At 73.0% G+C, this 25,399-nt stretch carries 26 protein-coding genes and 1 pseudogene; 2 read left to right on the top strand and 25 right to left on the bottom strand.

The window, feature by feature from the left end:
- Positions 1 to 12: 12 nt before the first annotated feature.
- Positions 13 to 657: a hypothetical protein gene (locus IEX22_RS10520; RefSeq protein WP_188668361.1), complete on the bottom strand. Its 645-nt coding sequence runs from the start codon at positions 655 to 657 to the stop codon at positions 13 to 15.
- A gap of 85 nt (positions 658 to 742) precedes the next feature.
- Between IEX22_RS10520 and IEX22_RS10515 the strand changes: the two genes are divergently transcribed.
- Entirely contained in the window at positions 743 to 1,789 is a 1,047-nt protein-coding gene (locus tag IEX22_RS10515) for an iron-sulfur binding domain-containing protein (protein WP_188668360.1), read from the top strand.
- Between the two features lie 45 nt (positions 1,790 to 1,834).
- Here the strand turns inward: IEX22_RS10515 and dhaM are convergent, their stop codons facing one another.
- From dhaM to lysS, 12 genes are all read right to left on the bottom strand, one after another.
- Complete coding sequence (dhaM, locus tag IEX22_RS10510; RefSeq protein WP_188668359.1) at positions 1,835 to 2,542, bottom strand: dihydroxyacetone kinase phosphoryl donor subunit DhaM; 708 nt, start codon at positions 2,540 to 2,542, stop codon at positions 1,835 to 1,837.
- Positions 2,539 to 3,210 (bottom strand): dihydroxyacetone kinase subunit DhaL, encoded by a 672-nt coding sequence (dhaL, locus tag IEX22_RS10505; RefSeq protein ID WP_268236877.1) that lies wholly within the window; start codon positions 3,208 to 3,210, stop codon positions 2,539 to 2,541. Before dhaL ends, dhaM begins: the two co-directional genes overlap by 4 nt.
- A gap of 2 nt (positions 3,211 to 3,212) precedes the next feature.
- A complete protein-coding gene (gene dhaK / locus IEX22_RS10500; RefSeq protein ID WP_188668358.1) occupies positions 3,213 to 4,214 on the bottom strand; it encodes a dihydroxyacetone kinase subunit DhaK in 1,002 nt (333 codons plus the stop codon).
- A gap of 155 nt (positions 4,215 to 4,369) precedes the next feature.
- Entirely contained in the window at positions 4,370 to 4,543 is a 174-nt protein-coding gene (locus tag IEX22_RS10495; protein ID WP_188668357.1) for a CsbD family protein, read from the bottom strand.
- A 75-nt stretch (positions 4,544 to 4,618) separates the two neighbouring features.
- The gene (locus tag IEX22_RS10490) at positions 4,619 to 4,807 is read right to left on the bottom strand and encodes a hypothetical protein (RefSeq protein ID WP_188668356.1); all 189 of its coding nucleotides are present in this window, start codon (positions 4,805 to 4,807) and stop codon (positions 4,619 to 4,621) included.
- Positions 4,808 to 4,965: 158 nt separating this feature from the next.
- Entirely contained in the window at positions 4,966 to 5,496 is a 531-nt protein-coding gene (locus IEX22_RS10485) for an amino-acid N-acetyltransferase (protein ID WP_188668355.1), read from the bottom strand.
- Positions 5,486 to 7,657 carry a S9 family peptidase gene (locus IEX22_RS10480; protein WP_188668354.1) on the bottom strand — a complete coding sequence of 724 codons (2,172 nt, stop codon included), beginning with the start codon at positions 7,655 to 7,657 and terminating at the stop codon, positions 5,486 to 5,488. The genes IEX22_RS10485 and IEX22_RS10480 overlap by 11 nt, the downstream gene beginning before the upstream one ends.
- Before the next feature lie 170 nt (positions 7,658 to 7,827).
- The gene (locus IEX22_RS10475; RefSeq protein WP_188668353.1) at positions 7,828 to 8,238 is read right to left on the bottom strand and encodes a YtxH domain-containing protein; all 411 of its coding nucleotides are present in this window, start codon (positions 8,236 to 8,238) and stop codon (positions 7,828 to 7,830) included.
- Between the two features lie 187 nt (positions 8,239 to 8,425).
- Entirely contained in the window at positions 8,426 to 10,921 is a 2,496-nt protein-coding gene (locus IEX22_RS10470; protein WP_188668352.1) for an ATP-dependent Clp protease ATP-binding subunit, read from the bottom strand.
- 216 nt (positions 10,922 to 11,137) lie between these two features.
- Positions 11,138 to 11,479, bottom strand: coding sequence for a histone-like nucleoid-structuring protein Lsr2 (locus IEX22_RS10465; protein ID WP_188668351.1), 342 nt, complete (start codon positions 11,477 to 11,479; stop codon positions 11,138 to 11,140).
- Between the two features lie 102 nt (positions 11,480 to 11,581).
- Entirely contained in the window at positions 11,582 to 11,740 is a 159-nt protein-coding gene (locus IEX22_RS10460; protein WP_188668350.1) for a hypothetical protein, read from the bottom strand.
- A gap of 43 nt (positions 11,741 to 11,783) precedes the next feature.
- Entirely contained in the window at positions 11,784 to 13,325 is a 1,542-nt protein-coding gene (gene lysS / locus IEX22_RS10455; RefSeq protein WP_438816621.1) for a lysine--tRNA ligase, read from the bottom strand.
- A 45-nt stretch (positions 13,326 to 13,370) separates the two neighbouring features.
- Between lysS and IEX22_RS10450 the strand changes: the two genes are divergently transcribed.
- Positions 13,371 to 13,976 carry a maleylpyruvate isomerase family mycothiol-dependent enzyme gene (locus tag IEX22_RS10450; protein ID WP_188668349.1) on the top strand — a complete coding sequence of 202 codons (606 nt, stop codon included), beginning with the start codon at positions 13,371 to 13,373 and terminating at the stop codon, positions 13,974 to 13,976.
- A gap of 315 nt (positions 13,977 to 14,291) precedes the next feature.
- Here the strand turns inward: IEX22_RS10450 and IEX22_RS10445 are convergent.
- From IEX22_RS10445 to IEX22_RS10390, 12 genes and pseudogenes are all read right to left on the bottom strand, one after another.
- Positions 14,292 to 14,984 (bottom strand): annotated as a pseudogene (locus IEX22_RS10445) (Rossmann-like and DUF2520 domain-containing protein); the annotation flags it as partial.
- A complete protein-coding gene (locus IEX22_RS10440) occupies positions 14,981 to 16,519 on the bottom strand; it encodes a PH domain-containing protein (RefSeq protein ID WP_188668347.1) in 1,539 nt (512 codons plus the stop codon). The pseudogene IEX22_RS10445 and the gene IEX22_RS10440, both read right to left, overlap by 4 nt.
- Positions 16,516 to 17,028 (bottom strand): PH domain-containing protein, encoded by a 513-nt coding sequence (locus IEX22_RS10435; RefSeq protein WP_188668346.1) that lies wholly within the window; start codon positions 17,026 to 17,028, stop codon positions 16,516 to 16,518. Before IEX22_RS10435 ends, IEX22_RS10440 begins: the two co-directional genes overlap by 4 nt.
- On the bottom strand, positions 17,021 to 17,512 hold the full coding sequence (locus tag IEX22_RS10430; RefSeq protein WP_229659950.1) for a DUF3180 domain-containing protein: 492 nt from the start codon (positions 17,510 to 17,512) through the stop codon (positions 17,021 to 17,023). Before IEX22_RS10430 ends, IEX22_RS10435 begins: the two co-directional genes overlap by 8 nt.
- Complete coding sequence (gene folK / locus IEX22_RS10425) at positions 17,509 to 18,117, bottom strand: 2-amino-4-hydroxy-6-hydroxymethyldihydropteridine diphosphokinase (protein WP_229659949.1); 609 nt, start codon at positions 18,115 to 18,117, stop codon at positions 17,509 to 17,511. Before folK ends, IEX22_RS10430 begins: the two co-directional genes overlap by 4 nt.
- On the bottom strand, positions 18,114 to 18,473 hold the full coding sequence (folB, locus tag IEX22_RS10420) for a dihydroneopterin aldolase (protein WP_306464441.1): 360 nt from the start codon (positions 18,471 to 18,473) through the stop codon (positions 18,114 to 18,116). The genes folK and folB overlap by 4 nt, the downstream gene beginning before the upstream one ends.
- Before the next feature lie 2 nt (positions 18,474 to 18,475).
- Positions 18,476 to 19,384, bottom strand: a complete 909-nt coding sequence (folP, locus tag IEX22_RS10415; protein WP_188668344.1) for a dihydropteroate synthase — start codon at positions 19,382 to 19,384, stop codon at positions 18,476 to 18,478.
- Positions 19,385 to 19,390: 6 nt separating this feature from the next.
- Positions 19,391 to 19,972, bottom strand: coding sequence for a GTP cyclohydrolase I FolE (gene folE / locus IEX22_RS10410; RefSeq protein ID WP_229659956.1), 582 nt, complete (start codon positions 19,970 to 19,972; stop codon positions 19,391 to 19,393).
- A 41-nt stretch (positions 19,973 to 20,013) separates the two neighbouring features.
- The gene (ftsH, locus tag IEX22_RS10405; RefSeq protein ID WP_188668342.1) at positions 20,014 to 22,065 is read right to left on the bottom strand and encodes an ATP-dependent zinc metalloprotease FtsH; all 2,052 of its coding nucleotides are present in this window, start codon (positions 22,063 to 22,065) and stop codon (positions 20,014 to 20,016) included.
- 197 nt (positions 22,066 to 22,262) lie between these two features.
- Entirely contained in the window at positions 22,263 to 22,814 is a 552-nt protein-coding gene (hpt, locus tag IEX22_RS10400; RefSeq protein ID WP_188668341.1) for a hypoxanthine phosphoribosyltransferase, read from the bottom strand.
- Between the two features lie 104 nt (positions 22,815 to 22,918).
- Entirely contained in the window at positions 22,919 to 24,067 is a 1,149-nt protein-coding gene (tilS, locus tag IEX22_RS10395) for a tRNA lysidine(34) synthetase TilS (protein WP_229659948.1), read from the bottom strand.
- A gap of 45 nt (positions 24,068 to 24,112) precedes the next feature.
- Positions 24,113 to 25,249, bottom strand: coding sequence for a zinc-dependent metalloprotease (locus IEX22_RS10390; RefSeq protein ID WP_188668340.1), 1,137 nt, complete (start codon positions 25,247 to 25,249; stop codon positions 24,113 to 24,115).
- Between the last annotated feature and the right edge of the window lie 150 nt (positions 25,250 to 25,399).

Below are 25,399 nucleotides of genomic sequence, written 5' to 3'. Positions count from 1 at the left end.
GCACCGCGACGGTCACTGCAACTGGAACATGGTCTGCCCGCCGGCCCGGTCCCCGAGCTTGACCTCCAGCCGGTAGTACCCGGGCCGCGGTTCGGTCTTCACCGCCGCGCAGCCGGTCGTCGACCGGTTGCGGTTCCAGGGGAAGTTCGCCGAGTCGGTGGCGCCCGCGGCCAGCCGCTTCTTGTTGTCCGACGGCTCCACCTGGCAGTCCTTCGAGGAGAAGACCCGGTCGTTGCCGCTGGTGATGACGAACTCCATCTGGCTGGTGCCCACGTTGACCTCGCAGGGCACGGCATTGCCGTTGATCACCCGCAGCGTCAGCAGCGGCTTCTCGCCCGGCGCGTACACCGCCTTGTCCGTCGCCGCCTCCACGGTCACCTTGGCGGGGTCGCACGTGGGCGTCGGGGTGGGTGAGGCGCTCGACGGCTTGGAGGTGGGCCGGCTCGACGTCGGGGCGGGCGTCGCGGACGCGGTACCGCCGTCGCCGGGTCGGCCGGTCGCGGAACCGGAGGCGGTGCTGCCGCCGACGGCGGTGAACAGGGCGATCACCCCGCCGAGCAGCGCGACGACGAGCACGAGCACGACGAGGGCGGCGACCAGCCGGCGACGCCGGAAGGTGGCCGCACTGGGCCCGCGGCCGCTTCCGTTCGTTGGCATGCCCTCCAGCGTAGTGGCGCCCGTGGACGCGTCCCGGGTGACGCGCCGCCGGGCCGAGCCTGCCTGCTGCCCTAGCATCGAGAGCATGACGCAGGCGGCATCGAGCACGACGGCTGCGGTCGTCGATCCCGCCGATCCGGACGCGACCGCCGATCTGCACGCCACCGTGATCGACTGGTACGGGCGGCACGCCCGGACGCTGCCATGGCGTGCGGCGGAGCGCACCGCCTGGGCCGTGCTGGTCAGCGAGTTCATGCTGCAGCAGACCCCGGTGGTGCGCGTGCTCCCGGTGTGGGAGCAGTGGCTCGCCCGGTGGCCGACGCCGGCGGACCTGGCCGCGGTGCCGAGCGGGGAGGCGGTGCGCGCCTGGGGCCGCCTGGGCTACCCGCGGCGCGCGCTGCGCCTGCACGCGGCGGCCACCGCGATCACCACCCGGCACGGCGGCCGGGTGCCCGACGACGAGGAAGCGCTGCTCGCGCTGCCCGGCGTGGGCGCCTACACCGCCGCCGCCGTCGCCGCCTTCGCCCACGGGCGCCGCACCGTCGTGCTGGACACCAACATCCGGCGCGTGTTCACGCGCGTCCTGCACGGCCGCGCCCTGCCCCGCCCCTCGCAGACCGTCGCCGAGACCCGGCTCGCCCGCGACCTGCTGCCCGCCGACGACGCCGAGGCCGCGGTGTGGAACGTCGCCGTGATGGAGCTCGGCGCGCTCGTGTGCACGGCTCGCTCCCCCCGGTGCGACGACTGCCCCCTCGCCGACCGCTGCGCCTGGCTCGCGGCCGGACGCCCCGCACCGGAACACCGCCCCACCGGCCAGGCGTGGGCCGGCACTACCCGGCAGCTGCGCGGCGCGATCCTCGCGGTCGTGCGCGAGGCGGCCGGTCCCGTCGACGTGGAGGCGCTGGTACGGACCGCGACCGGAGCCACCGTCGATCTCACCGGCACCTCCGCGGCGGCATCGGCCGAGCCGGCCACGCACGGCCGAGCCCTGCGGACCCTGGCCGGACTCGGCCACGACGAGGACCGCATCCGTTCCGCGCTGGGTGGCCTGGCGGCAGACGGACTGGTCAGGCTGGACGGCGCGGGCGGCACGCGCGACGACGACGGGAGGACCGTCCGCCTGCCCGACTGAGTTCGGACCCACCCCGGGCCGGCCTCGGGGCAGGAGGAGCGGGGCTCAGTCCTCGTCGAAGCCGCGGCCCACCAGGTCGCCCACGGTCTGGATCGCGCGCTCCGCGTCGGGCCCGCTGGACCGGACGGTGAGGGTCGACCCCTGCCCGGCGGCGAGCGTCATCAGCATCGTCACGGAGGCGCCGTCGACGCCGTTCACCTCGGTCTGCGCGTCGAGCGCGCCGAGCGCCTGGGCGAGCATCGCGGCCGGGCGGGCATGCAGGCCGACCGCGTTGACGAGGGTGAAGGAGCCGGTCGCGGTCTCGTCGGCGGCGCCCGCGCGATCGGCACCGGCGTCGGCACCGCCGGACGCGGCCCCCGTCGACGGTGAGCCGGGGCCTCCCGCGGCCACCGCGTCGGCGGTCACCCGGTCCAGGTCCGCCCCGCCCTGTGCGGCGACCGCGGCGGCCACCGCGCCCTCCACCAGCGGCGCGTCCGGCACCCGCACGAGCGCGCGGGCGTCGTCGTCGAGGAACTCGAGTACGGAGTCCGCGGTCATCACGGCGGAGCCGAGGTCGGTGAGCACGACGACGCCGTCACCGCTCTGCGCGGACTCGACCGCCGCCATCACGACGGAGAAGCTGGTGCCGATACCGCCCTCGTCGGTGCCCCCGGCGGGAACGATCCGCACGTCGGCGGCCATCTGGGCCGCGAGGTCGCGCACGCCCTCGGCGATCTTCGGGCTGTGCGAGACGACGACCAGGCCGACGCTCACGCGCCGGACCCGTCGCCCGACGCCGTCCCCGCACCCGTGGCGGCGGCGTCGGCGGCGGCCCGCAACAGCAGGACGGTGGAGACAGCGCCCGGGTCCCGGTGACCGACACTGCGCTCGCCGAGGTAGCTGGCTCGGCCCTTCCGGGCCTGCAGCTCGTCGGTGGACTCCGCCCCGGTCTGCGCGGCGTCGGCGGCGGCGGCCAGCACCGCGGCCGGCGAATCACCGGCGGACGCCGCCTGCGTGGCCGCGTCCACGGCCGGCGTCCACGCGTCGACCATGGTCGCGTCGCCCACCTCGGCCTTGCCGCGGCTGACGACGCCGTCGCGGGCGGCGGTGAGTGCTGCCGCGACGGCCTCCGCGGACGCGTCGGCGTCGCCCAGGCTGGTGGCGGCCCGCAGGAACGCCGTGCCGTACAGCGGCCCGGCCGCGCCGCCGACCTTGGACATCAGCGTCATGGCGACCATCTTCAGCACCGCGCCCGGGCCCGCGAACTCCTCCTCGAGCTTCTCGCGGGCGGCGCTGAAGCCGCGGTCCATGTTCTCGCCGTGGTCGCCGTCGCCGATCGCCCGGTCCAGATCGATCAGCTCCCGGCGGTGCTCCGCCATCGCGTCGGCGGCGGCGCGCACCCAGCGCACCGCCCACGCCGTGTCCAGGGCGTCGCCCGCCACGGTCAGGCCCCCCACCGCAGCGCGGCGGTGAGCACGGGCTCGTCCCACAGGGTGAGCATGTCGTCGTCGACCCGCAGCACCGTCACGGACGCCCCCTGCATCTCCAGGGACGTCGTGTAGTTGCCGACCAGCGAGCGGGCGATGCCGATCCCGCTGCGGTCCAGCAGCGCGGCCGCCGCCCGGTACACGATGTACAACTCGGAGAGCGGGGTGCCGCCCATCCCGTTGATGAACAGCAGTGCCCGCTCGCCGGAGCCGATGCCGAGGTCGTCGAGCACCGGTTGCAGCAGGTGCTCGGTGATGGCATCGGCCGGTTCGAGCTTGCCCCGGCGGCGGCCCGGCTCCCCGTGGATGCCGATGCCGATCTCGATCTCGTCGTCGCGCAGGTCGAAGCTCGGGTCCCCCGCGTGCGGGACCGTGCACGGGGTCAGGGCCACCCCCATCGAGCGGACGTTGGCGACCACCCGCTCGGCGACGGCGACGACGGCGTCCAGGTCGTCCCCGCGTTCGGCGGCGGCACCGGCGATCTTCTCGACGAGCACGGTGCCGGCGACGCCGCGCCGGCCCGCGGTGTACAGCGAGTCCTCGACGGCCACGTCGTCGTTGACCAGCACCTGGCGCACGGTGCTGCCCTCGGCCTCGGCCATCTCCGCGGCGGCCTCGAAGTTGAGCACGTCGCCCGTGTAGTTCTTCACGATGTGCACGACGCCGGCACCGCCGTCCACCGCGGCGGTCGCCGGGATGATCGCGTCCGGCGTGGGCGAGGTGAACACCGCGCCGGGCACCGCGGCGTCCAGCATGCCGCGCCCGACGAAACCGGCGTGCAACGGCTCGTGCCCGCTGCCTCCGCCGGAGACCAGGCCGACCTTGCCGCTGCGCGGGGCGTCCTTGCGCACCACGTACAACGGCTCGGGGTTGACGGTGACGAGGTCGGCGTGAGCGCGCCCGAACCCCTCGACCGACTCCATGACGACGTTCTTCGGGTCATTGATGAGCTTCTTCATCGAATCTCCTCGTCCGCTCCGTCCGCGGCGTCATCGCAGGTCGTCGCGGTGACTCGACAGTACCGCCGCCCCCGGGCAGGGGAAAGGGGCGGGAACCCGTGGTCCCCGCCCCTTCCGGTCCGGTCGGCGCCCGATCATCGGGCGCCCGGTCCGCTCTAGTGCTTGAACGCGTCCTTCACGTTCTCGCCGGCCTTCTTGACGTCGGCGCCGGCCTGATCGGCTCGGCCCTCCGCCTCGAGGCTCTGGTCGTCACTGCCCTTGCCGGCGGCTTCCTTCACCTTGCCGCTGACGTCCTGAGCAGCATTGCTGATCTTGTCTCCGAGTCCCATGCGTTCTCCCTTCGATCGATCGGCGCCCTCACGGCGCCGGACGTGGTGGATGCGGCAGCGTTCCCGCCGGGCGGCCTACTGGCCCTCGCCCGCGTCCGACCCGCCGCCGAACTTCTCCTGAGCGGCGTCGATGCCCTGGTTGACCTGGTCGCCGTGCTCACCGAGCTTGTCGCCGTGCTGCTCCTGCAGCTCGTCGACCTTGTCGCCCACCTGGTCGTTGCCCAGGGCGTCCTTGCCCTTGTTGATCGCGTCGTCGAATCCCATGGTCTGTTCCCTCTCGGGTCGGGGATAGAGCCTGTCGTCGCGGTGGAGACCGCCGGGGCCGCCTCCGTCCGCGGTCCCCACACTAAGCAGACTGCCGGGAGGGTGTCCAGTGCTGCCCCGGGTTCCCGGCCGCTTGCCAGTGAGCGTTGCGGGGGCGCTCAGGCGGTGTCGATCCGCCGGATCATGCGGGTGTTGCCGAGGGTGTTCGGCTTGACCCGGGCCAGGTCGAGGAACTCGGCGACCCCTTCGTCGTGGGAGCGGAGCAGCTCCGAGTAGATCACCGGGTCGATGCTGTCCTGGTTGGCCATCACGGTGAACCCGTGCCGGGTGAAGAAATCGACCTCGAAGGTCAGGCAGAACACGCGGGCGACGCCGATCTCCCGTCCCCGCTGCAGCAGGGCGTCCAGCAGCGCATGCCCGACGCCCCGTCCGCGCCAGTCGCTCGAGGTGGCGAGCGTGCGCACCTCCGCGAGGTCCTCCCACATCACGTGCAGGGCGCCGCAGCCGATCACGGTGCCCGTCGCGTCCTGCGCGACCAGGAACTCCTGGATGCCCTCGTAGTAGGCGACGGCCTCCTTGGCGATGAGCACGCGCTGTTCGGCGAGCGGGGCGACCAGGTTCCGGATGGGTCCGACGTCGGACGTGCGTGCCCGGCGCAGGGTGTAACCGGGCGCGCCGTCAGCGGGCATCGGCGGGGCCCTCCGCTGCTGCGCCGGCCGGTTCCTCCGCCGGCTCCTCGGCAACGGCCCGGGTGAGGCCGAGCTCGGCGGGCAGCGGGCGTTCCCGGCCGAGCACGTGCTCGGCCAGGAACGCCGCCACCACCCCGTACCAGACCTTCGCGTTCTGCGGCTTGAGCACCCAGTGGTTCTCGTCCGGGAAGTAGAGGAACCGGTGCGGGCTGTGGCCCTCGTCGTCGGCCGGCAGGCCGGAACGGGAGAGCAGCTCGTACCACAGCCGCAGTCCCTCGTTGATGGGCACCCGGTAGTCCTTGTCCCCGTGGATCACCAGGACCGGTGTGCGGATCTGCTCCACCGCGCGGTGCGGGGAGTTCGCGTCGGTCATCGCCGGGGAGAGCTCCTTCTCCCAGTACAGCGACATGTCCGTGGTCCGGGCGAAGTTGTCCAGCGCCCACAGGGAGGCGTGGGTGACGATGGCGTCGAACCGGTCGGTGTGCCCGGCCACCCAGTTGGCCATGTAGCCGCCGAAGGAGCCGCCCATCGCCGCGGTGCGGGTCTCGTCGATGTCGTCGCGGGCGACGACGGCGTCCGTCACGTCCATCAGGTCCGTGTACGGCGCCTCACCCCACGCTCCCCAGCCGCGCTGGATGAAGTCCTGCCCGTAGCCGGTGGACAGCGCCGGGTCCGGCAGCAGCACCGCGTAGCCCTGAGCGACGAGCAGCCAGGGGCACCAGCGCCAGCTCCAGCTGTTCCAGGATCCGAGGGGCCCGCCGTGGATCCACAGCAGCAGCGGCGCCGGCGCGTCGGCGCCCGCCCCGCCCGGCAGCGCCAGCCACGCCCGCAGCGCGGTGCCGTCGGCGGCCTCGGTGCGGACCTCCTCGAGCCGGCCGGGCAGCTCCGGGCGGGTGACCGGGCCGCGGAGGGTGGTGACCTCGCCGGTGGCCAGGTCCACGCGCACCGGCTCGGCCGGGTGGGCGTAGCTGGCCCGCAGCGCGTAGGCGGCGCCGTCCCGGCCGACGACGACGTCGGTGTAGGCGGCGGCGTCGTCGGTCACCTGGCGCACGGCCGAGCTGGCCACGTCGATGACGAACACGGGCCCGCGCCCGTCCTGGTCGGCGGTGACCACGACGCCGGAGCCGTCCGGCAGCCAGGCGTGCGGGTGACCCCAGCGGTCCCAGTCGTGGGCGAGCGGGCTGACGTCCCCGGTGCGCAGGTCCAGGAGCATGAGTTGCAGCTGGGCCGCCTGCTCGGGGGTGGTGCGACGTTCGCGCACGACGACCGCCCGGGTGCTGTCGGGGCTGATCGGGCCGGGCGCGTAGTCCCAGTCGGCGTCCTCGACGAGCCGGGTCCGTTCGCCGGTGGCGACGTCGACGCGGATCAGGACGTCGCGCAGGTCGGCGCGCGCGACGGCGAGCGTCTGCCCAGCGAGCACGGTGGCACCGTCGGGGCTGAGGACCTGCTCGGCGTGCATCAGCCCGTTGCCGATGCCGACCGTGATCGGGCGGAGCTCGGTGGGGGCGACGGCGTCGGTGGTGCCGGGCAACGGGTCGGCCTCGCCGCCGGTCTCCAGCGCGAAGAGGCGTGGCTCGTCGGGACCGAGGTCGGCGTCCCAGAACCGGACGGGGTAGCCGGCGTGCAGGATGGCCGAGACGCCGGCGGTCTTCCGGGCGTCACGCAGCCGCGCGTCCTCCGCCTCGTCGCGGGCCCCCGGCAGCACGTTGGCCCGCACGATCGTGACGTCGGCGTCCGCGGCGGTGAGCACCGGCCCCAGGCCGCCCGGCCGGCCGTGCACGACGCGGGCCTCGCCCCCGGCGGCCGGGATCGCCCACAGCGCCGTCACGGGCTCCTCGGCGTCGTCGGCGCCCGGGTCGGGGCGGGCGGAGGTGAACAGCAGGTCACCGTCGGCGGTGAAGACGGCACCGGTCTCCCCCGCGGCGCTGCGGGTCAGGCGAACGGCGGGTGCCTCCCCGGCGGTGTCCACGCTCCACAGGGCGGTGCTGTAACCGGTCCCCTTGGCGTTCAGGGTGGCGACGCCGGTGACCAGGCGCCGGCCGTCCGGGCTGAGCGTCAGCCCGGAGAGCCGCGGCAGGCGGACGAAGCGGTCGACGTCGTGGAAGTGCGTGGCGGGAGCGGGGTCGGCTGCGGCGGTCGTGGGCACGGTGACGTCGGTCATGTCTCTTCTCTATCACTGCCGGTCGCTGCCGGGATCGGGTGGGACCAGGCCCCGGTGGAGGCGACGCGGTGGAGGCGACACGGTGGGGATGCAGCACGGCGGACCGACCCGTGCCGGGTCGGTCCGCCGTGTCGAGCGTCGTGGTCGGGCAGGTCAGCGCCGGCGACAGCTCAGTGCTGGTCGCCCTGATCGACGACGTGCGGCTCGTAGTCGCTGCTGGTGCCACCCGTCTCGGGATCGGTCCCGTCGTCGCCCGACGTCCGGTCCTTGATCGTGCCGACCGCCTGGTCCGCCTTCGCGGACGCGCTGTCGGCGGCGTCGGAGGCCTTGCCGGAAACCGTGCCGGCGGCGTCGGAGGCGGCGCCCTTGATCTTCTCCGCGCCCTCCTGCACCTTGCCGGCGACCACGGGGGCCTTGTCCTTGGCCCACTCGGTGCCCTGGCTGACCTTCTCCTGCACCTTCGGGTCGTTGACGAAGCCCGTCACCTGGGCCCGCAGCTTGTCGTAGGTCTCCCGGCCCGCACGGGTTCCGAGCACGAACCCCACGCCCGCTCCGACCAGGAAGATCGCTTTCTTGAGCATCCGGCACTTCCTTTCCTCGTGGCGGGATGGTCCCCGCGTCACCCTCAGCCTACTGACCATGCGCAGGTGTGCCCAGCCGCGCCCGCGGTGCGGGCGTCACCGCACGGACCCCGGAACGACGACGAGCCCGGTACCGGCCGCACGTGGCGGCGGTTCCGGGCCCGTCGAACGGTCGAGGCAGCGCGGGTCAGGCCGAGGGGACCGTGTCCGGCACCGACGGCTTCGAGGTGCCCTCGAACGTGAACTTCGCGAGGTCGCCCTCGCCCTCCACGTCGACGAGCACGACCTGGCCGGCGGAGAGCTCCCCGAACAGGATCTTCTCGGACAGCTGGTCCTCGATCTCCCGCTGGATGGTCCGGCGCAACGGCCGGGCGCCCATCGAGGGATCGTACCCGCGGGTGGCCAGCAGCTTCTTGGCCTCCGTGGTCAGCTCGATGCCCATGTCCTTGTCCTTGAGCCGCAGCTCGAGGCGGGCCACGAACATGTCGACGATCTCGATGATCTCGTCCTGCGTCAGCTGCGGGAACACGACGATGTCGTCGACACGGTTGAGGAACTCGGGACGGAAGTGCTGACGCAGCTCCTCCTGCACCTTCGCGCGCATCCGCTCGTACGAGGTCTGCGTGTCGGTGCCCGACTGGAACCCGGTGAGCACGCCCTTGGCGATGTCCCGGGTGCCCAGGTTCGTCGTCATGATGATGACCGTGTTCTTGAAGTCCACGACCCGCCCCTGGCTGTCGGTGAGACGACCGTCCTCGAGGATCTGCAGCAGCGAGTTGAAGATGTCGGCGTGCGCCTTCTCCACCTCGTCGAACAGCACGACGGAGAACGGACGACGGCGGACCTTCTCGGTCAGCTGGCCGCCCTCCTCGTAACCGACGTAACCCGGGGGCGAGCCGAACAGCCGCGAGACGGTGTGCTTCTCGGAGTACTCGCTCATGTCCAGCTGGATCAGCGCGTCCTCCTCACCGAACAGGAACTCGGCGAGCGCCTTGGCCAGCTCGGTCTTCCCGACGCCGGTGGGGCCGGCGAAGATGAACGAGCCGCCGGGGCGCTTCGGGTCCTTCAGGCCGGCCCGCGTCCGGCGGATGGACTGGCTGATGGCCTTGATGGCCTCGTCCTGGCCGACGACCCGCTTGTGCAGTTCGCCCTCCATGTTCTTCAGGCGCGAGGACTCCTCCTCCGTCAGCTTGAACACGGGGATGCCGGTGGAGTTGGCGAGCACCTCGGCGATGAGTTCCTCGTCGACCTCGGCGACGTCGTCCATGCCGCCGCTGCGCCAGGCCTGCTCCTTCTCGCCGCGCTCGGCGATGAGGCGCTGCTCCTTGTCGCGCAGCGAGGCGGCGCCCTCGAAGTCCTGCGCGTCGATCGCGGACTCCTTCTCCTTCTTCAGGTCGGCGATCCGGTCGTCGATCTCCTTCAGCTCCGGCGGCGCCGTCATCCGGCGGATGCGCAGCCGCGCCCCGGCCTCGTCGATCAGGTCGATCGCCTTGTCCGGCAGGAACCGGTCGGAGATGTAGCGCTCGGACAGGCTCGCCGCCGAGGCCAGCGCGCCGTCGGTGATGGACACCCGGTGGTGCGCCTCGTACCGGTCGCGCAGGCCCTTGAGGATCTCGATCGCGTGGGCGACCGAGGGCTCGGAGACCTGGATCGGCTGGAAGCGGCGCTCGAGCGCGGCGTCCTTCTCGATGTGCTTGCGGTACTCGTCCAGCGTGGTGGCGCCGATGGTCTGCAGCTCACCGCGGGCCAGCATGGGCTTGAGGATGCTGGCCGCGTCGATCGCGCCCTCCGCGGCGCCCGCCCCGACGAGGGTGTGGATCTCGTCGATGAACAGGATGATGTCGCCGCGGGTGCGGATCTCCTTGAGCACCTTCTTCAGGCGCTCCTCGAAGTCACCGCGGTACCGGGAGCCGGCCACCAGGGACCCGAGGTCGAGCGTGTAGAGCTGCTTGTCCTTGATGGTCTCCGGCACGTCGCCGCGGACGATCGCCTGGGCGAGGCCCTCGACGACGGCGGTCTTGCCGACGCCGGGCTCGCCGATCAGGACGGGGTTGTTCTTGGTACGGCGCGAGAGTACCTGCATGACGCGTTCCATCTCGTGCTCGCGCCCGATCACGGGGTCGAGCTTGCTCTCGCGGGCCGCCTGGGTCAGGTTGCGGCCGAACTGGTCGAGCACGACCGAACCGGCGGGCGCCCCCTCGTTCTGGCCGGGCCCGACGCCGGCGGCGGCGTTCTCCTTGCCGCCCTGGTAGCCGGAGAGCAGCTGGATCACCTGGTTGCGCACCCGGGACAGGTCCGCGCCGAGCTTGACGAGCACCTGGGCGGCGACGCCCTCGCCCTCGCGGATCAGGCCGAGCAGGATGTGCTCGGTGCCGATGTAGCTGTGGCCCAACTGGAGGGCCTCGCGCAGGGAGAGCTCGAGGACCTTCTTGGCGCGCGGGGTGAACGGGATGTGCCCCGACGGCGCCTGCTGGCCCTGACCGATGATCTCCTGCACCTGCTCCCGGACCGCGCCGAGCGAGATGTTCAGGGACTCGAGCGCCTTGGCCGCGACCCCTTCGCCTTCATGGATGAGGCCGAGGAGGATGTGCTCCGTACCGATGTAGTTGTGGTTGAGCATGCGCGCCTCTTCCTGGGCGAGCACGACGACCCTGCGGGCTCTGTCAGTGAATCTTTCGAACATGGGGCACACTCCCTAGCTGATGCGTACTGACGATGCTACGTGCGGGATGCCGCCCCGTGGCCGGTTGTTCGCCACAGGCGAGATGGACCCGGATCCCGTGATCGGGCCGGAACGACGAATGCGGACCGGCCGATGGCCGATCCGCATTCGCTCCACCCGGGGACGGCCGGGAGGGTTCCGTGTCCGCGCTCCGCGGGATCAGCCGCGGAGCGCCGGTCACTGGCCGTGTGCCTTGCGGTAGGCCTCCTGGATGTCCGAGTGCACGCGGCCGCGGTCACTGACCGTGTAGCCGTTCTCCCGCGCCCATTCCCGGATGCGCGCCGTGTCCTGATTGCGCCCGGACCCGCCACCGGACCTGGTGCTCCGGGCGGAGGAGGAACGGCTGCCCGAACGGCGGGCCTTGGACACGAACGGCTTCAGCGCATCACGCAGTTGCTCCGCGTTGTCCGTGGACAGGTCCATCTCGTAGTTCGCGCCGTCGAGACCGAACCGGACGGTTTCATCGGCGGTACCGCCGTCGAGATCGTCCACGAGGATGATCTTCACCTTCTGAGCCAAGTCAACTCTCCTTGGGGGAAATGTTCCTGTCAGAATTCCCGGGATCCCGCGGAATTCCCCTCAAGTATGAATATTCTCGTGCCCGGAGTCAAAGTATTCCGGTCAATCCGAATGATTCTTGAGAAATCGTTCCTCTTCCTCGGCGAATGCGCGGCGCTCCGAACGATCCGCATTCAGGAGTGCGCGCATGGCGATGAAGAAGAGCAGGCCGACGCCGAGGGACGGCAGCAGCACCGTCAGTGCCGCCAGAAAATCGTTCACCGGATCAGGGTAGTGCGGTCGGCTGGGTGAATGCTCACAGCTCTCACTCGGGCTTCATCAGGGGGAAGAGGATGCTCTCGCGGATGCCGACACCGGTGAAGAGCATCACCAGGCGATCCATGCCCAGGCCGATGCCGCCCATCGGCGGCGCCGCGTATTCGAGCGCGCGCAGGAAGTCCTCGTCCAGCTGCATGGCCTCCTCGTCCCCGGCCGCGGCCTGACGTGACTGCGCGGTCAGCCGTTCCCGCTGGATGACGGGATCGATCAGCTCGGAGAACGCCGTTCCCGTCTCGGTCCCGGCGATGATCAGGTCCCACGCCTCGATGACGCCGGGAATGCTGCGGTGCGGCCGCGCGAGCGGCTGCGCGATCGGGGGGTAGTCGCAGACGAAGGTGGGCTGCAGCAGGGTGTGCTCGACCAGCTCCTCGAACAGCTTCATCACGATCTTCTGGTCGATCACGTCGGTGGGCAGCTCGACGTCGTGCGCGGCGGCGATCCGGCGGAGGTCCTCGATGCCCGTCTGCGGCGTGACCTCCTCGCCGACGGCCTCGGAGACGGCCGGGTAGACGGAGAGCCACCGCCATTCGCCCTCGAGGTCCACCGTGCCCGCCGCGGTCTCGATCCGGGTGCGGCCCAGGGCGTGGGCGCAGGCCAGGATCATCTCGCGCATCCGGTCGGCCATGACGAACTGGTCGGCATACGCCTCGTAGCACTCGAGCATGGTGAACTCGGGGCTGTGCGTGGAGTCGACGCCCTCGTTGCGGAACACCCGGCCGATCTCGTACACCTTGTCGAGGCCGCCGACGACGGCGCGCTTGAGGTAGAGCTCGGTGGCGATGCGCAGGGACATGTCCTGGTCGAAGGCGTTCATGTGGGTGTTGAACGGCCGTGCGGTCGCCCCGCCGTGGACCAGCTGCAGGATCGGCGTCTCCACCTCCACGTAGCCGCGGGCGTCGAGGGTCTGCCGCACGGTGCGGGTGATGGTGGCCCGGTCGAGCACGATCTGCCGGGCCTCCTCCCGCACGATCAGGTCGACGTACCGCTGCCGGACGCGGGTCTCCTCGGACAGGTCGTGGTGCAGGGTGGGCAGGGGCCGCAGCGCCTTGGACGCCATCTGCCAGCGGTCCGCCATCACGGACAGCTCACCGCGGCGGGAACTGATCACCTCCCCGTGCACGAACACGTGATCGCCGAGGTCGACGACGGCCTTCCACTGCGAGAGCGACTCCTCACCCACCCCGGTGAGGCTGATCATCGCCTGCAACCGGGTCCCGTCCCCGGCCTGCAGGGTCGCGAAGCACAGCTTGCCGGTGTTGCGCAGGAACACGACGCGACCGGCGACGCCGACGTGCTCGCCGGACGCCTCGTCGGCGGCCAGGTGCGCGTACGTGCCGCGCACCTCGGCGAGCGTGTGGGTGCGCTCGACACCGACCGGGTAGGGCTCGACGCCCGCCTCGAGGAGGCGCCGGCGCTTGGCGGTGCGCACCTCGATCTGCTCTGAAGTCTGCCGGCGCAGCTGCGCCTCGGCGGAGTCGTCGGCCGGCTCCGGGGACGACGGAGTGGAGGCAGGAGTCGGTGTGGTCACGATATCCAAGGGTATCGGCCCAGGGCGGTGGCCTACGATCGGCGCATGCAGACCACGGATCGCTTCCGTGCGGCGGCCGCCGCGTACACCACGATCGTCTCCCGGATCGGGGCCGAGGACTGGGACCGCCCGGGCCTGGGCCAGTGGTCGGTGCGGTCGCTCGCCGGTCACGGCGCGCGCGCCCTGACGACCGTGGTCGACTACCTGCAGCGGCCGGCCGTCACCCGGGACGTGCCGGACACCACCGCCTACTTCCTCGCCGCCCACGGTCACGACGCGGAGGTCGCGGCCCGGGGCGAACAGGCCGGTCTGGCCCTCGGGCCGGATCCGGCCGCGACGGTGGCGGGGCTGGCGACGGCGGCCACGGCCGCCGTCGATGCGGCGATGGCCGGGGGCGGGGATCCCCTGCTGCCCACCGCGGGGGGCGGCATGCTGCTGAGCGAGTACCTGCCGACCCGGTGCTTCGAGCTGACCGTGCACGGCCTGGACCTGGCGCGGGCGTGCGGCTTCCCCGCCGGTCTGGACCCCGAGCTCGTCGCCGACGCGGCGGAGCTGGCGGCGCGCGTGGGCATCCGGGCGGGTTCGGCCGAGACCTTGCTGCTCGCCCTGACCGGTCGCGCGGACCTCCCGCCCCGTTTCACCGTGCTCTGATTCACCGTGCTCTGACCGCCCTCGACCACCGCGCACTCGCCCCTTTTTCCGGTTCCCCCTGAACGGAATTCGCCGCCGCCGTGGACGGGACGGACCGCGGGTCCGCGGGCGCCCGCCGACGAGGCGGAGACCGGCATTTCTCCCGCCTCATTTCTTCGGCCGCCTCGCGGTGATCGGAGATCATCAGGGTGCTTGTTCTTCGCGCGGATTCCGCTGGTCGTCCGCCGCCATTTTCCCGGCTCCCGGACCGGCCGGGATATCGCCCTTTCCCGGGCGCCCGCGCGCCTATTCGATGGGGGAATCGGGCGGTGCCAGCCCGGTGGCCGGCCGTTCGGGGCCGGCGGCCAGGGCGTTCTCCAGCACGGCCCGCACGAGCGGGCCGGCCATCCGCGCGGGATCCTCGACGTCCGCCTCGGCGAGTCGGCGCAGCGCCTGCCGGGTGCTCCGGTCGACGTCCTCCCGGACGCGGGCGAGGATGCCGCCGACGACGGGGAAGTCCTCCTCGCTCAGCACCACCGGCTCCGCGCCCATCTCGACGACGAGTGCCTGGGCGATCGGCAGGAACGCCGCCGGCGCGGTGACCGCGACCATCGCCCCGGTCAGCCGGGCCAGGTCGAGGCTCATCCCGGTGAACGCGAGCACGGGATGCACGGCCAGGCACACGGCGCCGCGCGCGGCGGCCGGCGCGAGGGCCGCGATACCGTGCCGGCCGCTCGTGTGCAGCACGATCTGCCCGGTCTGCCAGTGGTCCAGCTCGGCCAGGCCCCGGACCAGGGGCACGAGGTCGTCGTCGGGCACGGCGAGCACGACCAGCTCGCATCGCTCGACGATCTCGGCCGGTTCGAGCAGCGGCACGCCGGGCAGCAGCGCGGCGGCCCGGTCCCGGCTCTGCTCCGAGATCGCGCTGACGCCCACGACGGAGTGCCCGACCGCCCGCAGCGCCGCCCCGAGCACCGCCCCGACCCGGCCGGCGCCGATCACCCCGACGCCGAGGCGCCCGGGCCTCACGGCCGGTCCCCGTGGCGATCGGTGGGTGCGCCTCCGGGCGCGGCGTCCGGCGCGGCGACGGGAGCCGGCGGGATCGGCGCGGCGTCCTGGGTCGCGCGCCGGAGCATCCACTGCTCGGGGCCGGCCGCGCGCCGGGCCCGCGCGGCCCGCTCCGCCTGGTCGGTGAACAGTCGGCGGGCGACGTCGACGGCCAGATGCGGCACCACGGGCTTGACCGGTCCGGCCGTGGAATGCAGGTGGACGTGCGCCAGCCCCAGCCGGCGTTGCAGCGGGCCCTGCTGCAGGGCCACCGACTGCGTGCGCTCGTGCGGCACGACGGCGAGCCGACGGGTGAGCCGCCCACTGCGGACGAGTATCGCCGTCTCGGTGTGCTGGAACCCGTTGCGCCGGAAGGCGAGCGGGTCGAGCCATCGGGCGCGCGCCGGGGCGGGAACGAATCCCTCGGCGCTGCCCGTGCCGTGCAGCCCCGCGCGGAAGACGGCCACCGGGTCGTCGACGCCCGGGCGCGGCAGCACCAGGGCCATGACCTCGAGCACCTCGTCGAACGTGCCGACCGGCAGCAGCACGGTGCGGGCGTTCTGCTCGCTGCCGGCGGTGCCGTAGCCGGCCACGTTCATCTCCACCCGGTGCCACCCCAGCGGCCGCCAGAGCAGGGGGGCGTGCACGGACACGGCCTGCACGCGACCCGGCGGCACGGTCTGGGCGTGCGTCTCGAGCAGCCCGTAGTGCAGCCGGACCCCGTCCGGGGAATGGGCGACGCGGAAGTTGAAGCTGCGGGTGAAGAAGGCCCAGTAGGCCGTGCCCGCACCGAAGACGACGGGGATGACGGCCGCGAGTGCGAGCGGCTGGCCGCTGAACACGGCCGGCAGCAGGGTGACCGCCGCGGCGACGAGCAGCCACACCGTCATGCCGGAGAGCACGGCCGCGCCGAGGACCCGCTGCGGGGGCACGGTCAGCACCGGGCGCTCCGGGGCGGAGACGATGACGTCGGGGTGGGCGGGATCACCGTGCACCCCTGCAGCGCGGCCCAGGATGGTCGCACGCAGCTGCTCGGCCTCGTCGAGCCGCAGGAAGGACAGCCGCATCGCGGACTGGCCGGCGTCGGCCACCTCGAACTTGAGTTCGGCGAGCCGCAGCAGCCGGGCCAGCAGCGGCTGGTTGATGTCGATGGCCTGCACCCGGTCCAGCCGTGCCTGCCGGTTCTGCCGGAACAGCACCCCGGAGTTGATCCGGACGTGATCGGTGGTGACCTGGTAACGGGTGAACCACCAGCTGGCGAAGAAGGTGGCGAGGACGACGACCAGGGGGACGACGGCGACCACCACGATGATGCCGATCGGCACGCCGTCGGGGCCGGGCTCGCGGGAGGACGGGTCCGCCATCGAGCCGATCGCGTTCTGCAGCCAGTCCCGCCCGAACACGACGTAGACGGCGACGAGGGCGAGCCAACCGCGGACCAGCGGTGACGCCGGGTGGACGCGGTGCCACGTCGACGGCGCGTCGATACCGCCGCGCACCGGGGAGGCCACGGTCACAGTCCCGCCAGTCTCGCCTCGCCGCGCGCGGACAGCGCCTCCCGCAGCCGCGCCGCCTCGTCGGCGGGTAGCCCGGGGATGGCGGCGTCCGTCGAGGCCGACGCGGTGTGCAGCTTGATGCCGGCCATGCCCAGCGCCCGCTCGACCGGCCCGGCCTGCACGTCGACGTACTGCATCCGCCCGTAGGGCACGACGACGAGCCGGCGGAAGAAGAGGCCGCTGCGGATCAGCAGGTCCTCGTCCCGCTCCGCGTAGCCGAGCGCCCGCACCTGCCGCGGGATCAGGGCGAGGCGCCAGAGCTGGACGACGAGGGCGACGACGGGCACGGCCCAGGCCAGCCATCGCGGCACCCAGGTCCACACGCCGAGCAGGGTGAGGACGAGCGGGACGGAGCAGACGGCGACGATGAGGACCGCGGCGGGCAGCCAGCCCAGGGCGCGGGCCCACACCAGCCGGGGCGAGACGCCGGTGAAGGTCAAGCCCTCCGGGTCGATCGGTTCGCTACGCATACTCCCCCTCGCTCGGCTGGGGGCCTTCCCCGCTGCCGTCCCCATCCTCCGGCGGGATGCGGCAGAAGTGCTCGACCAGCACGCCGACGCCGACCATGACGGCGCCGCCGGCGATCTGCGCGACCGCGAACCACAGCACCGACTGGTCCGAGCGCAACGCGACCAGGCCCAGCTGCTCGACCACCACCCCGACGTGCCAGCCGCCGATGACGGCCCCCGTGTAGGCGGTGGCCTGGGCGAGCACGAGGGTGCGCGCGGCGAGGAGCGGGTTGATCATCCGCCGCGCCCTCCCCTGCCGCCAGCGCAGCACGTGGACGCCGAGGCCCAGGGTGATGCCGACGAGCAGGAGCACGGTCAGCAGGGAGCTCAGCGGCAGCACCGGGGTGGGCCCGCCGGTCCGGGTGATCAGCACGTCGGCGATCCAGCCGATGACGGCGGCCACGACCGCCGCCACCACCAGCGGCCGGAGCCGCAGCCCGCTCACGGTCTCACCTCGGCGCGGACACCGTCGCGATCGGGCGCGGCCGCGAGCAGGTCGCTCACGGGGACGCCGCCCAGCCGCGCCCCCGGTTCCAGCCAGGACCAGGGGGCGAGGACGAACGCGCGGGTGGCGGCGCGGGGGTGCGGCAGGGTCAGCTGCGGATCCGTGCGATGCACCTCGCCGTCGGCCGTGACGACGGTGACGATGTCGACGTCGAGGGTCCGCGGCCCCCAGTGGACGAGTCGTTCCCGGCCGAAGCGCGCCTCGATCCGGTGACAGGCCGCGAGCAGCTCGTCGGGACTCAGCCCGGTCGCGACCCGGACCACCTGGTTGCGGTAGTCCGGTTGCCCGGGCGGTCCGCCGACCGGGGCCGTGATCGCGACGGGCGAGGCCCCGAGCAGCGTCAGGCCCGGTTCACCGGCGATCGCGTCCACGGCCGCCGTCAGGGTCGCGGCCGGATCGCCGAGATTGGCGCCCAGGGCGAGGACCGCCTCCGCGCCGACCGCCGGCCGCGCGGTCGGCGGCGGTCCGGTCACCGGCGCCGTCATCCCCGGCTGCGCCATCTCCCGCTCGGTCATCCCCGGCTCGGTCATCCCCGGCTCGGTCATCCCCGGCTTCGCCGGATGGTGACGGCGACGTCGTCGAACGGGACCGGGATCGGGGCGGCCGGCTTGTGGACGGTGACGGTGACCGCGGCCACGGGGTACGCGTCCAGCAGGTCCTCGGCGATGGCCGCGGCGAGGGCCTCGATCAGGGCCACCGGCGCCCCGGTGAGCCGGGCGTGCACCCGCGCGGCGGCCTCGGCGTAGTTCACCGTGCGGGTCAGGTCGTCGTCGCGGGCGGCGGCGGTCAGATCGAGCTCCAGCGCGACGTCGGCGGTGAAGATCTGGCCGAGGTCCCGTTCCGCGTCCAGCACCCCGTGGGTGCCGCGCCCGCGGATGCCGGTGAGGGTGATCGTGTCCACGCTCACCGCCCGGACCAGGCGGCGGCCACCTTCACCGCGTCGAGGTTCGCCTTCACGTCGTGGACGCGGACCGCCCAGACCCCGGCGGCGGCGGCAAGGGCGGTGGAGGCGACCGTCGCGGCGTCGCGGTCCTTCGGCGGGGCCGACTTGCCGGAGCTGGCCAGCAGTTCGCCGAGGAACGTCTTGCGGGACGTGCCCACCAGCACCTTCTTGCCCAGCGCCGTGAACCGGTCGAGCGAGCGCAGCAACTGCCAGTTCTGCTCGCCCGCCTTCGCGAAGCCGATCCCCGGGTCGAGGATCAGCCGGTCCTCGGCGACGCCGGCGTCGATGAAGCGACCCGCCAGCGGCGCGAGTTCGGCGATGACGTCCTCGACGACGTCGTCGTACTGCGCGCGCGAGGTCATGGTGCGGGAGTCGCCGCGGCTGTGCTGCAGGACGTAGTGGACGCCGCGCTGCGCGATCAGGGCCGGCATGTCGGGGTGCACCGCGGTGCCGGAGACGTCGTTGACGAGGGCCGCACCGGCGTCGATCGCGGCGGCGGCCACCTGCGGGCGGCGGGTGTCGATGCTGACCAGGGCGCCCGCACGGGCCAGCGCGGTGATCACCGGGACGACCCGGTCCAGTTCGGCCTCGACGGGGACCTCGGCGGCCCCCGGCCGGGTGGACTCGCCCCCGACGTCGACGATGTCGGCGCCGGCGAAGTGCAGGCGCAGGCCGTGGTCGATGGCCGCCCCGCGGGTGCTGTGGTCCCCGCCGTCGCTGAACGAGTCGGGGGTGACGTTGAGGATGCCCATCACCAGGGTGCGCCCGGTGGGCAGGTCGGCGACGGTGCGGGGCCGCGTCGCGCGGCGGATGACCGGCAGGGGGAGCGTGTTCGGGCCCGTGCCCGGCGTGACACCGAGAGTGTCCATGACGTTCTACCTTCCGAGGATGAGTCCCATGGCTTCGGCGCGGGTCGCCGGGTCGTGCAGCTGACCGCGCACGGCCGAGGTCACGGTCTTCGTCCCCGGCTTGCGGACCCCGCGCATCGACATGCACAGGTGCTCGCACTCGATGACGACGATGGCGCCGCGGGGCGCGAGGTGCGTGACCAATGCTTCCACGATCTGGGTGGTGAGCCGTTCCTGCACCTGCGGCCGCCGGGCGTAGATCTCCACCAGCCGGGCCAGTTTGCTCAGCCCGGTGACGCGGCCGTCATGGGACGGGATGTAGCCGACGTGGGCGGTCCCGTGGAACGGCACCAGGTGGTGTTCGCACGTCGAGTAGAACGGGATGTCCTTGACCAGCACCAGTTCCTCGTGATCGAGGTCGAACGTCGTCCCGAGCACGTCGCCGGCGTCCTGGTGCAGCCCCGAGAACATCTCCGCGTAGGCGCGCGCCACCCGGTCCGGGGTGTCCAGCAGTCCCGACCGGTCCGGGTCCTCACCGATGGCGAGCAGGATCTCGCGCACGGCCGCGGCGATCCGCGGTTCGTCGACCCCGCCGACCGCGCCGGGCATGCCCGGGTCGTCGGGACTCTCGGCCCGGTTGACGTCCGCCATCACTGGTGCGGGGGGAGCTCCCCGGCGCCGGACTCGTGCGGAGTCTGCACCGGGTGCTCGGGCTTGGCGGCGACGGCCTGGTCCTGCGGGGCCTGCCGCGCCGGGTTCGGACGGCCCTCGCGGGCGGCCTGGTCCTGCTCGGCGCGGGTCGTCACCGGCGGGATGTCCGAGACGGGCCGCTCGTCGCTGGAGAGCCACACCGGCCGCAGGTCGCGCTGGCGCACGTCGCGGAAGATGTCCGCGATCTGCTCCTGGTTCAGCGTCTCCCGCTCCAGCAGCTCGAGGGCGAGCCGGTCGAGGACGTCGCGGTTCTCCATCAGGATGGCCCAGGCCTCGTCGTGCGCGGAGTCGATCAGCACGCGGACCTCCTCGTCGATCACCGCGGCGACCTCCTCGGAGTAGTCCCGCTCGTTGCCCATGTCGCGGCCGAGGAACGGCTCGCCGCTGCCGGAGCCGAGCTTCACGGCACCGACCCGGGCGCTCATGCCGTACTGGGTGACCATCTTCCGGGCCGTGGCGGTGGCCTTCTCGATGTCGTTCGACGCGCCGGTGGAGGGGTCGTGGAAGATGATCTCCTCCGCGACGCGGCCGCCCATCGCGTACGCCAGCTGGTCGAGCAGCTCGTTGCGGGTGGTCGAGTACTTGTCGTCGGCGGGCAGCACCATGGTGTAGCCCAGCGCCCGGCCGCGGGGCAGGATGGTGATCTTGGTGACCGGGTCCGTGTTCCGCAGCGCGGCCGCGACGAGCGCGTGACCGCCCTCGTGGTAGGCGGTGATCTTCCGCTCGAGCTCCTTCATCACCCGGGACCGCTTCTGCGGACCGGCGATGACCCGGTCGATCGCCTCGTCCAGGGCCCGGTCGTCGATCAGCTGGGCGTTGGAGCGGGCGGTCAACAGCGCCGCCTCGTTCAGCACGTTCGCCAGGTCCGCGCCGGTGAAGCCGGGCGTGCGCTTGGCGACGGAGTACAGATCGACGCCGGGCGCCATCGGCTTGCCCTGCGCGTGGACCTGCAGGATGCGGAAGCGGCCGCCCATGTCGGGCGCCTCGACGCCGATCTGCCGGTCGAACCGGCCCGGCCGCAGCAGCGCCGGGTCCAGCACGTCGGGCCGGTTGGTGGCGGCGATGAGGATGACGTTGGTCTTGACGTCGAACCCGTCCATCTCCACGAGGAGCTGGTTCAGGGTCTGTTCGCGCTCGTCGTTGCCGCCGCCGACGCCGGCGCCGCGGTGCCGGCCGACGGCGTCGATCTCGTCGACGAAGATGATCGCCGGGGCGTTGTTCTTGGCCTGCTCGAACAGGTCGCGCACGCGGGAGGCGCCGACGCCGACGAACATCTCGACGAAGTCCGAGCCGGAGATCGAGTAGAACGGGACGCCGGCCTCACCGGCGACGGCGCGGGCCAGCAGCGTCTTGCCGGTGCCCGGCGGGCCGTACAGCAGCACGCCCTTGGGGATCTTCGCGCCGACCGCCTGGAACTTGGCCGGCTCGGAGAGGAACTCCTTGATCTCGTGCAGTTCCTCGACGGCCTCGTCCGCCCCGGCGACGTCCGCGAAGGTGACCTTCGGGTGGTCCTTGGAGATCAGCTTCGCCCGGGACTTGCCGAACTGCATGACCTTGGACCCGCCGCCCTGGGCGCGGGAGAGGATGAACCAGAAGATGACGCCGATGATGAGGAACGGGATCATCAGCTGCAGCAGGCCGAGCAGCCAGTTGTTCTCCGGCGGCTGGTCGGTGTAGCTGTCGAGCCGGGAGTCGGAGACCGCCTTCACGACGTCCGCCCCACGCGGGGCGACGTAGTAGAACTGGACGTTCTTGCCGAGGTTCTGGCCGTCCCCGTTGATGTAGTCGTCGCGCAGGGTCAGGTCGACCCGCTGCTCGCCGTCGGAGATGCGGGCCTGGTCGGCCTTGCCGTCCGCCAGCAGTTGCAGCCCGACGTTGGTGTCGACGCGGCTGGAGGAGCCGCCGGTGAGGAGGGGGAACAGGACGGCGAGCGCGATCAGGCCGATCACGATGTAGACCAGCGGTCCCTTGAAGAGCTTCTTGACGTTCATGCGTGGTTGGGCCCGGACCGGCCCCTACCTCCCGTTCAACTGTGCCGCCGCGGCGCGCGCGTCGTGTCAGTGCCCAATATCGCACTGCTACGGCTGTAGGACGTACTCGACGGGTGCCGAGTTCCCTCAGAGCGCAGCGGCATGACCGCGGTCACCGTCCACCTCGCCGCTGCGTGTCGCGCGGGACCGCGCCGGCGTCACTGGTAGACGTGCGGGGCGAGCGTGCCGATGAAGTCCAGGTTGCGATACTTCTCGGCGAAGTCGAGGCCGTAGCCGATGACGAATTCGTTGGGGATGTCGAAGCCGACGTACTTGACGTCCAGCTCCACCTTCGCGGCCTCGGGCTTGCGCAGCAGGGTGCAGATCTCGATCGACGCGGGACCCCGCGAGGCGAGGTTCGACTTCAGCCAGGACAGGGTCAGCCCGGAGTCGATGATGTCCTCGACGATCAGGACGTGCTTGTCGGTCAGGTCCGTGTCGAGGTCCTTGAGGATGCGGACGACGCCGGAGGACTGGGTGCCCGACCCGTAGGAGGAGACCGCCATCCAGTCCATCGCCACGTGGCTGTGCAGCGCCCGGGCGATGTCGGCGACGACCATCACGGCGCCCTTGAGCACGCCGACGAGCAGGATGTCCCGCCCCGCGTAGTCCCGGTCGATCTCGGCGGCCAGGTCGGCGATCTTCTGCTGGATCTGGTCCTTGGTGTAGAGCACGTGCTCCAGATCGGCCTGGACGTCGCTCGAATCCACGCGGGGCTCCTTCAGGAGGGACGGGCCGTCGTGCGGCCGGCGGGAGAGGGAACGCCGGGCGGCGCCGGCGCCCCTCTAGCGTGCCACAGTCGCACCGTCGCCGGTCAATCGCCGGCCGATCCCGGGCCGCGCAGGTCCAGCACCGCGCCGGCCGGCCCGGGCTCGTCCGGCGGGATCCGCCGCCCGTCGCGTCGTGGGGTCCCCGGTGGGGTCCCCGGCGCTGTGCGCCATGCCGTGACGCCGCCCGGCAGCTGGACGGGTCCCGGGCTGCCGGGACCGCCGGCGGCCCGGGGTGCGACGAGGGTCTCGAGGGCGACGATCCGCTCCCGGGAGAGCGGGCCGGCGCCGGCCTCGGCGGCCGCCGCCGCGAGCACCCGCGGCAGCAGGGCGGCCGGGGCCGCCCGCAGGTCGGCGATCGGCAGGGCGCACCGCCCCGGACCGCGCCGGCCGATCCGGTCGAGGAGGGCGGCGGCCTCGGCGTCGAGGTGGTCGGCGTCCCGGGCGGCGATGGCGGCGGTGCGGGCCAGGGCCGCGGCGACGCCGGGGCCGAGTTCACGAGCGAGCAGGGGCAGCACGGTGGCGCGGATCCGGGAACGGGTGTGCGCCGGGTCGTGGTTGGCGGGGTCGTCCCACCAGGTCAGGCCCTCGGCCGTACACACCCGTTCGGTGTCGGCGCGGTCCAGGCCGAGCTCGGGGTCGAGGAACGGCCGCCGGTAGGGGCCCCGCCGCGGCGGGATGCCGGCGAGCGAGCGCGTGCCGGAACCCCGCAGCAGGCCGAGCAGCACCTGCTCCGCCTGGTCGTCGAGGGTGTGCGCGAGGAGCACGGCCCGCGCCCCGGCACGCCGGGCCGCGGCGTCGAACGCGGCGTACCGGGCCCGACGGGCGGCGGCCTCCAGCCCCTCGCCGGCCTGCTCGACCCCGACCCGTTCGACGGTGACCGGGGCGAGGCCGAGGGCGATGCACTGCTCGGCGGCGCGGGCGGCGATCGCGGCGCTGTCCGGGTGCAGGCCGTGGTCGACGACGACGGCGCCGACCCGGGCGTCGCCGCGACGGGCCAGGTGGGCGGCCGCGGCCGCGAGGGCGAGCGAGTCCGCTCCCCCGCTGCAGGCGACCAGCGCGTGCACGCCCGCGATCGGGCGCGTGGCCGTGTCCGGCCCCGCGAGCGCGGCGGTCACGGTACGCCGGGCGCGGGCGACGACGGGGTCGAGCCGTCCACGGCGTCCGTGCTGCCGCCGCGTCACCGGGTGGGGCACGGCGTCATGCTCGTGGCGGTGGGGGCGGCGACGCGGTCGACCGGCTCACCGCCGGCCGGTCAGACCCAGGCGGTCGACCCAGTCTGCCGGGTGGTGGATCTCGTGCTCGGAGGGCAGGTTGCCGGGGGCGTCCCAGATCCGGTTGAAACCGTCCAGGCCCACCTGGTCCACGACCCCGCGGACGAACCGGGACCCGTCGCTGTACTGCCGCATCTTGGCGTCCAGGCCGAGCAGCTGCCGCAGCAGCTTCTCCAGGCCCGAGCGGTGGGCGCCCCGGGCGTTGAAGCGCTGCCGGATGGTCCGCACGGTCGGCACGATCCCGGCGTCGACCCCGTCCATCACGACGTTGGCGTGCCCCTCCAGCAGGCTCATCACGGCGGTCAGGTGGGAGAAGATCTCCTTCTCCTGCTCGTCCTGAAGGATGCCGAGGATACCGGTGCCCCCGGCCGCCCCGTCGGCCCGGCCGGCCGCCCCGGTGAGGCGGCCGGAGCCGACGGAGCGGGCCGCCTCGGCGATCCGGGCGGCGAACGTGTCCGCCTTGTCCACCATCGACTCCGACAGCAGGCCGATCTGCTCGATCATGTGGCCGCGCAGCCACGGCGCGGCGGCGAACTGCACCCGGTGGGTCTGCTCGTGCAGGCACACCCAGAGCCGGAAGTCGGCGGGCTCCACGTGCAGCTCCCGTTCGACCTCGAGCACGTTGGGCGCGACCAGCAGCAGCCGGCCGGCGGGCGGGGCCGTGGTGCCGGCGGCGAGCGCGGCGAACGGGTCGTACTGGCCGAGCACCTTGCTGGAGAGGAAGGAGAGGATGGAGCCGAGCTGCACCCCGGTGAGCCGCCCGCCCAGGGCCGCGGTCGCCGCGGTCAGCGCCTGGCCGCGGGTCTCGACCAGCCGGTCCAGGGCCGGCTGCATGAGCACGGAGAAGCTCTGCGTGTTGGCACGGGACCACGTCGCGCGGTCGACGACGAGCACGGCGGAGTCCCGCAGGTCGGCGGCGGCGTCGAGCCGGCTGATCTGGTGGACGTGGGCGACGGAGGCGTCGGCGGCCGCGCGCAGGCTCTCCACCGTCTCCCGCATCCGGCGGGGGCTGACGCGCGGGCCGGCGGGGGCGAGCTTCGCGGCGGTGCCGGCGGCGAGGTCCCAGTCGACGAGGCCGGACAGGCGGGATGAGGTGAGGCTCATGGGGCCATTCGACCACACGGCCCTGACGGCGCGCTGGGCGCGTTCGCGCAGGGCGTGGGCGCGTTCGGCTACCGGCCGCCGGGGCGGGCCGCGTCCCGGAGCAGGTCCGCGAGCGCCCCCAGGCCGGCGGCGACGGCCGCGGCGATCGCG

Origin of the sequence: Tersicoccus solisilvae (assembly GCF_014643255.1) — a bacterium.
GTDB lineage: Bacteria > Actinomycetota > Actinomycetes > Actinomycetales > Micrococcaceae > Tersicoccus > Tersicoccus solisilvae.
The sequence above is the reverse complement of the archived record's forward strand: the minus strand, read 5'-3'. Positions and strand labels throughout refer to the sequence as shown.

What these genes read in the sequence shown, in the direction of transcription:
- IEX22_RS10450 (WP_188668349.1), top strand. Translation starts at nt 13,371, where the DNA reads ATGCAGACCACGGATCGCTTCCGTGCGGCGGCCGCCGCGTACACCACG.
- ftsH (WP_188668342.1), bottom strand. Translation starts at nt 22,065, where the DNA reads ATGAACGTCAAGAAGCTCTTCAAGGGACCGCTGGTCTACATCGTGATC.
- IEX22_RS10490 (WP_188668356.1), bottom strand. Translation starts at nt 4,807, where the DNA reads ATGGGATTCGACGACGCGATCAACAAGGGCAAGGACGCCCTGGGCAAC.
- IEX22_RS10470 (WP_188668352.1), bottom strand. Translation starts at nt 10,921, where the DNA reads ATGTTCGAAAGATTCACTGACAGAGCCCGCAGGGTCGTCGTGCTCGCC.
- dhaK (WP_188668358.1), bottom strand. Translation starts at nt 4,214, where the DNA reads ATGAAGAAGCTCATCAATGACCCGAAGAACGTCGTCATGGAGTCGGTC.
- IEX22_RS10480 (WP_188668354.1), bottom strand. Translation starts at nt 7,657, where the DNA reads ATGACCGACGTCACCGTGCCCACGACCGCCGCAGCCGACCCCGCTCCC.
- IEX22_RS10520 (WP_188668361.1), bottom strand. Translation starts at nt 657, where the DNA reads ATGCCAACGAACGGAAGCGGCCGCGGGCCCAGTGCGGCCACCTTCCGG.
- IEX22_RS10390 (WP_188668340.1), bottom strand. Translation starts at nt 25,249, where the DNA reads ATGAGCCTCACCTCATCCCGCCTGTCCGGCCTCGTCGACTGGGACCTC.
- folP (WP_188668344.1), bottom strand. Translation starts at nt 19,384, where the DNA reads ATGGACACTCTCGGTGTCACGCCGGGCACGGGCCCGAACACGCTCCCC.
- IEX22_RS10475 (WP_188668353.1), bottom strand. Translation starts at nt 8,238, where the DNA reads ATGCTCAAGAAAGCGATCTTCCTGGTCGGAGCGGGCGTGGGGTTCGTG.
- IEX22_RS10485 (WP_188668355.1), bottom strand. Translation starts at nt 5,496, where the DNA reads ATGCCCGCTGACGGCGCGCCCGGTTACACCCTGCGCCGGGCACGCACG.
- folE (WP_229659956.1), bottom strand. Translation starts at nt 19,972, where the DNA reads ATGCCCGGCGCGGTCGGCGGGGTCGACGAACCGCGGATCGCCGCGGCC.
- IEX22_RS10515 (WP_188668360.1), top strand. Translation starts at nt 743, where the DNA reads ATGACGCAGGCGGCATCGAGCACGACGGCTGCGGTCGTCGATCCCGCC.
- IEX22_RS10435 (WP_188668346.1), bottom strand. Translation starts at nt 17,028, where the DNA reads ATGCGTAGCGAACCGATCGACCCGGAGGGCTTGACCTTCACCGGCGTC.
- folK (WP_229659949.1), bottom strand. Translation starts at nt 18,117, where the DNA reads ATGACCGAGCCGGGGATGACCGAGCCGGGGATGACCGAGCGGGAGATG.
- IEX22_RS10495 (WP_188668357.1), bottom strand. Translation starts at nt 4,543, where the DNA reads ATGGGACTCGGAGACAAGATCAGCAATGCTGCTCAGGACGTCAGCGGC.